Annotated in this window: 5 protein-coding genes and 1 tRNA gene; 4 read left to right on the forward strand and 2 right to left on the reverse strand. The window is 63.3% G+C overall.

Annotation, left to right across the window (positions count from 1 at the left end):
- Positions 1 to 167: 167 nt before the first annotated feature.
- Entirely contained in the window at positions 168 to 290 is a 123-nt protein-coding gene (locus AC1VNY_RS37870) for a hypothetical protein (protein ID WP_256438759.1), read from the reverse strand.
- Between the two features lie 218 nt (positions 291 to 508).
- Here AC1VNY_RS37870 and AC1VNY_RS37875 point away from each other — a divergent pair, with 218 nt between their 5' ends.
- On the forward strand, positions 509 to 2,776 hold the full coding sequence (locus AC1VNY_RS37875; protein ID WP_482408987.1) for a cation:proton antiporter domain-containing protein: 2,268 nt from the start codon (positions 509 to 511) through the stop codon (positions 2,774 to 2,776).
- A 90-nt stretch (positions 2,777 to 2,866) separates the two neighbouring features.
- Here AC1VNY_RS37875 and AC1VNY_RS37880 read toward each other — a convergent pair whose 3' ends face one another.
- On the reverse strand, positions 2,867 to 3,313 hold the full coding sequence (locus tag AC1VNY_RS37880; protein WP_018272072.1) for a hypothetical protein: 447 nt from the start codon (positions 3,311 to 3,313) through the stop codon (positions 2,867 to 2,869).
- Positions 3,314 to 3,525: 212 nt separating this feature from the next.
- Here AC1VNY_RS37880 and AC1VNY_RS37885 point away from each other — a divergent pair, with 212 nt between their 5' ends.
- The 3 genes from AC1VNY_RS37885 (at position 3,526) to AC1VNY_RS37895 (ending at position 5,267) form a co-directional block, all read left to right on the forward strand.
- The gene (locus AC1VNY_RS37885; RefSeq protein ID WP_038385860.1) at positions 3,526 to 3,798 is read left to right on the forward strand and encodes a hypothetical protein; all 273 of its coding nucleotides are present in this window, start codon (positions 3,526 to 3,528) and stop codon (positions 3,796 to 3,798) included.
- 101 nt (positions 3,799 to 3,899) lie between these two features.
- Positions 3,900 to 3,976: transfer RNA gene (locus AC1VNY_RS37890), tRNA-Arg, on the forward strand.
- A gap of 1,108 nt (positions 3,977 to 5,084) precedes the next feature.
- Entirely contained in the window at positions 5,085 to 5,267 is a 183-nt protein-coding gene (locus AC1VNY_RS37895; RefSeq protein WP_482408988.1) for a hypothetical protein, read from the forward strand.
- The last annotated feature ends 733 nt before the right edge of the window (positions 5,268 to 6,000 follow it).

A 6,000-nucleotide genomic window follows, 5' to 3' on the forward strand; every position in this document is an offset into this window, starting at 1 on the left:
GGTGCCTGCAATTGACGTATCGGTCCCATAGCAGCTGGCAGGACGTGGATCTGCGCAATCTCGTCCGCGTCATATCGGCCTGCACCCTCGGGCTTTGGGCATTTGCGGCCGGCCTCCTGATCGGGACCTTCCTGCTTTGATGGATCGGTGCGGCACGCGCCGCCTGTCTACCCGCCGCTCAGGTGATGCGCGGCGACGAACAGGACGAGCGCGCTAAGCACCAATGCCGATGTGGCGCCGGCAACGCTACGCGCGAGTTCAGCCTTCGAAAGATTGGATCTGGTTGCCATCGCAGCCTCCCGTTCGCGCGAGCTGCGCCGCAGCCGCTCCGGCGGCCAGGCTCGCTCATGGAGACATTCGCATTACCAGGATGAACGCATCATGAGCGAAACGAACCGCGGGTGCCTCCGTTCCAAAATCTGACCCAGTGGATCACTTTCGGAACCCCGGCGTTGACCGCATGCGGCAAGCGGGCCGAGCCGCGCTGGAATTGGAAATCGGAGATGCCATGGTGATCCGCTGGGGGCGGCTTCAACCGGCGATTTGGGCGACCGTCATCCTGCTCGTGAGTATCACGGCAGCCGACGCCGAGGGCGACAAGGCGAGCAAGCCATCCGAGTTCATTCTGCTCGCCCAGATCGCGCTCCTGATCGCGGTCGGGCGCGGCCTCGGCGAATTGATGCAGCGGATCGGCCAGCCCTCCGTGATCGGCGAACTGCTCGGCGGCCTGCTGCTTGGACCATCGCTGTTCGGCTGGCTGTGGCCGTCGGCGCATAGCGTGATCTTTCCGCCGTCCGGCGAGCAGAAGGCGCTGATCGACGGCATTGCGCAGTTCGGCATCCTGCTCCTGTTGCTGCTGACGGGCATGGACACCGACCTCAAGCTGGTGCGCAAGGTCGGCCGCGCCGCGACCACGATCTCGGTGGCGGGCATCGCGGTGCCGTTTGTCTGCGGCTTCGTGCTCGGCGAATTCCTCCCCGACGGCCTGCTGCCGCACCCCGAAGCGCGGCTGATCGCATCGCTGTTTCTCGGTACCGCGCTGTCGATCTCCTCGGTGAAGATCGTCGCCGTCGTGGTGCGCGAGATGAACTTCATGCGCCGCAATGTCGGCCAGATCATCGTCGCCAGCGCGATCATCGACGACACCCTCGGCTGGATCATCATCGCCGTCATCTTCAGCCTCGCCTCGCGCGGCAGCCTCGACCTGCTCTCGGTCGCGCAGGCGCTGTTCGGCACCCTGGCCTTCCTCGCGGTCAGCTTCACGATCGGCCGGCGGCTGGTATTCCGGCTGATCCGCTGGGCCAACGACCATCTGGTCTCTTCGGCGGCGGTGATCACCGTGATCCTGCTGTTGATGAGCGGGATGGCGATGATCACGCACCTGATCGGCGTGCACACCGTGCTCGGCGCCTTCATCGCCGGCGTGCTGGTCGGGGAATCCCCGATCCTGACCCGGCAGATCGACGAGCGGCTGCGCGGGCTGATCTCGAGCCTGTTCATGCCGGTGTTCTTCGGGCTCGCCGGCCTCAGCGCTGACCTCACGGTGCTGAAGGATCCGTCGGTGCTGGGGCTGACCGCGGCGCTGGTCCTGATCGCGAGCACCGGCAAGTTCGGCGGCGCCTTTGTCGGCGGCGCGCTGGGCGGGCTGACCCGGCCGGAATCCTATGCGCTGGCGAGCGGCATGAATGCACGCGGCTCGACCGAGGTGATCATCGCCACCATCGGCCTGTCGATGGGGATGTTGAGCCAGACCATGTTCTCGATGATCGTGACCATGGCGATCCTGACCACGATGGCGATGCCGCCGATGCTGCGCAGCGCGCTGGCGCGGCTGCCGCTCGGCAAGGACGAAAAGGAGCGGCTGGAGCGCGAGGAATATGAGCAGCGCGGCTTCGTCGCCAATCTCGAGCGGCTGCTGCTCGCGGTCGACGAGAGCAGCAATGCGACATTCGCCGCGCATCTCGCCGGCCAGCTCGCCGGCGGGCGCGGTCTGCCGATCACGGTGCTGCATGTCGGCGCCAACGCCAAGCTGCAGGAGCAGAACCGCGCCGATGCAGAGAGCCCCGAGGCGGCGGTCATCAACGCGGCCAAGGCGAGCGCCAAAGCCGATGCCGACGGCGGCGGCGGCAATGTCGACGTCATCAGCCGCGCCCGCGAGGAGACGGCGGCGGAGGCGATCGCCGAGGAAGCCAGAAAGGGCTTCGACCTGCTGGTGGTCGGCATGGACGCGGTCGCCGGCCCCGATGGCGGCTTCGACAGGCGGCTCGACGACCTCGCCTCCGGCTTCGACGGCCCGCTGGCGATCGCGGCCGCCAAGGGCGTGCACGAGAAGGAGCCGACGGCGAATGCGCGGAAGATCCTGGTGCCGGTCTCGGGCAGCAACGTCTCGCGGCGCGGCGCCGAGGTCGCGATCGCGCTGGCGCGCCTCTCGAGCGAGCCGCTGCAGGTGGTCTACGTCTCGACCACGCGCGACAAGGGCGCCCGCCGCACCAGCCCCAGCATGTCGCTGGCGCATGAGGAAGCGATCCTGAAGGACATCGCCGCGACCGCGGCGCGCTACGACATCAACGTGACGACGAGGCTGCGCGCCAATACCGCACCCGAGGTCGCGATCCTGCAGGAGATCGCGTCAAGCCGGGCCGACCTTGTCGTGATCGGCGTCGACCGCATCCAGGGCGACAGCCTGAATTTCGGCAGCATCGCCGCGGCCGTGCTCGGCAAGTCGAAGGCGTCCGTGCTGCTGGTGTCGGATGGCGACGTCAGGCCCAAGACCTGAATTCCAAGACTTGAAACCCCAAGGCCTGAAGCCCTAAGACTTGAAACAAAGACCTGAGCAAGGAGGTTCGGGGCGCGAGAGCGTCGGCGCCTACCACTCTTCCGGACAGGGATCGACGATCTTCCAGAGATCGACCCCGTTCTTGATCTTCTTCATCTCGGTGGTGAGCCCGCCATTGCGGCGGATCCAGTCCTTCACCGTATCGGGGTAGTAGGACATCAGGTCGGAGGTACCCTCGAGGCTGGTGACCTTGATACCGAAGGTGAAGGCCTTGTCGTAATAGGCCTGGTGGAAGCCGATGCTGGCCCGCGGTGTGACGCAGATCTTGTTCAGCGGCACGATGCCGAACACCAGCGTGCAGGCCGAGTTGCAGATGCCGTCGATCACGACGCGCTCGCGGCGCTCACGTATCTGCTTGTACTTGGCCTTGTACTCCTCGACATAGCCGCCATGGTCGCGCGTGATGTGCAGCACCGCCCGCGCGGGTGTCGCGGCCAGAACCGAGAGCAGCAAGGCGACAAGGGGCGTGATGCGCATGGATCGTTCGAAACCGCGGGAAAGGCCGGGCCCGGGCGGACCTGACCGCAAGACTCTGGCCGGACTGTGTTGGCAATCCGTTAAGCATCCGCAAAAAGGCAAAATTTGGCGCGCTGTGGCTGATTTCCCGCAGCTTTTGGCCCCGATTCCGGGTTAAATGGGCGTTGGGGCGGCCCAGAATGCCGATTCCCGTAAATGCCCGGAGGCCGTCCATGACCAAGACCAAGCTTTTCGCCGCCCTCGCGCTGGCCGTGATGGCCCTGACCCCGGCGGCCGCGGCCGACCTCACGGCCCATCCGCGCCACCACCGGCATCACCACCACGCGCATTGGGGCCTGCCCTACCACATCAGCTATCTGCACAATTACGGCCCCGGCCCGACTGCCGGCAGCTTCGCCTATTACGACGGCCCCGCGCACAACAAGTGCTATCAGAGCGCGGCCGCCTATATCGGCCAGGACCACCGCCGGCATCCCTGCTTCTGACGGCTTCAAGGAGAAGGCCGGCGGGACGCGCGGACACCGCCGGGTGCCGCGCTCCGTGGCTGCTGGCCCTCCCCGCCCAAGTCTGATAATCGACCCGCAACGCGCTCGTAGCTCAGCTGGATAGAGCATCGGATTTCGATTCCGAGGGTCGGGAGTTCGAATCTCTCCGAGCGCGCCAACGATTTTACCGATAGATCAATAATTTAAGCCGCGCTCATTTCGTTCTGAATGATCGTTTTCGTGTTGCGAGCCAGCTCAACTCGCTCTGAACAAAATCAACGCGTTACCGACCACTGCAAATCATTCCGCGCAACACGGCGGTTCATCCTCCGTTCGCATTTTGCCTAGGCGCCGGGCGCAACTGAACCGACCTAATTCTGGCTAGGACCGAAACGCAAAAACGATTCCGAAATCTTTAATAAATTCGGACCAGCCTCCCTCCGCGACAGGGAGGTGTATCATGCGTAATCATGACTTCGTGTCCGGCGGGCTCCTCGCACTAATCGCAACCTGCCTTGTGCTGCTGTGCTCGGGCCTGCTTGTCATCGCATTTAGCTAAACCCGGACGGCTCGCCAATGCGGCCCTGCCCGCCAGCCCTCTCTCCCTTATTCCCGAGATCGTGGCCGCCGGGACAAACCATCACGGACACGGCGGGCGCATTTTCAAGGGTTTGCCTAATGGCGTCGCCAACACCGCCTACAGACAAAAAGTATCTGTGCCCGATTTGCGGTGAGTCTCGCGGATCCTTTCTGCAGCGACGGCTCCCTTCACGTCTCGTGCGATATCCGATCTAACCTGCCCTAATGGGCGCAGGCTCAGAACCACGCCGGATGGCAAGGTCGTAACTGCCTCAACACCTCGGCGTGAACGAAACATCATTCGCGACACCTAGAAGCGAGCGTGAAACAAAGCGCGCCCACCATCGTGTGCGTGAAAGTTTCCGGGGTAAAGCAATGCAGGAAGAGACAGGCATTCAATTCCAGGACATCGACCAGGTTTTGCGGCATGCCCATCTGCGCCGATCCGCCGATCTGGCCCACTGGATACGACAGTATATCCACTATCGTAGGCTTGCCCGCCAGCAGCGGAATTCTGAGAAGCAGAGAGTGACGTCGACGCCAACCGGCATGACCCATGCAGTCTAAGTGACACTGGGGATTTCAGCGTCCCAGTTCAGGAAGAAAACGCCGCCGGGCGTGTATTTGTGAGGGCGGCGGATTCTGATTAATGGAACAGCAAGGTCGCTTGCCTAAGATGCAGTCTACTCGCTGTAGGACGCTCGAAAATGACCGAGTACGTCATCAGGGAAGTTGGCCTTCGCCAGTGGCTCGTGTTTGCCGATCGGCGAAGCATCGCTTTTTGCGCCGACGAAGATGAGGCGGTGAAAGCCATGGCCGAACATAGCGCGCGCCGCGCCCGGCCACCCGGAAAAATGGAAATTGCGCCAAGGGAAAACCCGCCGGTCTAAACCGGCGGGCTCCGAGCGATCAGTGTTGCGTGCGGTCCGGCGGCGGGTTGTCCGGGCTGTAGCCCATGCGCTCGACCACAAGGAAGCACCGGGTTAGGGCCACGTCGCAGATTTCGGCCAGCGCGAGAAGATGATCCCTCGTAGTGGTCAGACCTTCCAACATCTCAGGTCCGTAGCCCTCGGCCACCCACGCGGGCCGAGTTAAATCGCGCAACTGAGCAAGACGCTTGGAGTTACAAGACCAACACGGAAGATCTGGCCAGGCGAGTCGGTGGCACCGCACACCGCGATCCTCCCCGGGCGCGGTGATAGCAGAAGGTTCTGGATCACAATCCCATAGCTACCTACAACGCCAGCGCAACACGGTGCAGCTAAGCCATTGACCTAACTGATAGTAAATCGGATTTCGATTCCGAGGGTGGGGAGTTCGAATCTCTCCGAGCGCGCCATCATTTGGACGCCCCCGCACCAGCGTGCGACGGCAGCCACGAAACCATTTTCATCAGCGGACGAAACCGGGCGGAAACAATTGACCGCTACCACCTCTCCCAAACAATAATGGGGAAGTGTCATGATGGAAGCGACCATTGTCGTGCTGCTGCTCCTCAGCGCCGCTGTGTTTTTTGCCCACGCCTACGACGCCCTGCATACGCATTGACGGGATCGGCATCGTTCAGTCTGCGTACCGTCCACCAGGATGGGTTTGCGCGAGCCATCAGCTACGCCCTAACCC

The organism is Bradyrhizobium ferriligni (assembly GCF_056837965.1).

Bases quoted from the DNA above. Each gene is read 5' to 3' on its own strand.
- AC1VNY_RS37895 (WP_482408988.1), top strand. From the start codon at position 5,085: ATGACCGAGTACGTCATCAGGGAAGTTGGCCTTCGCCAGTGGCTCGTG.
- AC1VNY_RS37870 (WP_256438759.1), bottom strand. From the start codon at position 290: ATGGCAACCAGATCCAATCTTTCGAAGGCTGAACTCGCGCGTAGCGTT.
- AC1VNY_RS37885 (WP_038385860.1), top strand. From the start codon at position 3,526: ATGACCAAGACCAAGCTTTTCGCCGCCCTCGCGCTGGCCGTGATGGCC.
- AC1VNY_RS37880 (WP_018272072.1), bottom strand. From the start codon at position 3,313: ATGCGCATCACGCCCCTTGTCGCCTTGCTGCTCTCGGTTCTGGCCGCG.
- AC1VNY_RS37875 (WP_482408987.1), top strand. From the start codon at position 509: ATGGTGATCCGCTGGGGGCGGCTTCAACCGGCGATTTGGGCGACCGTC.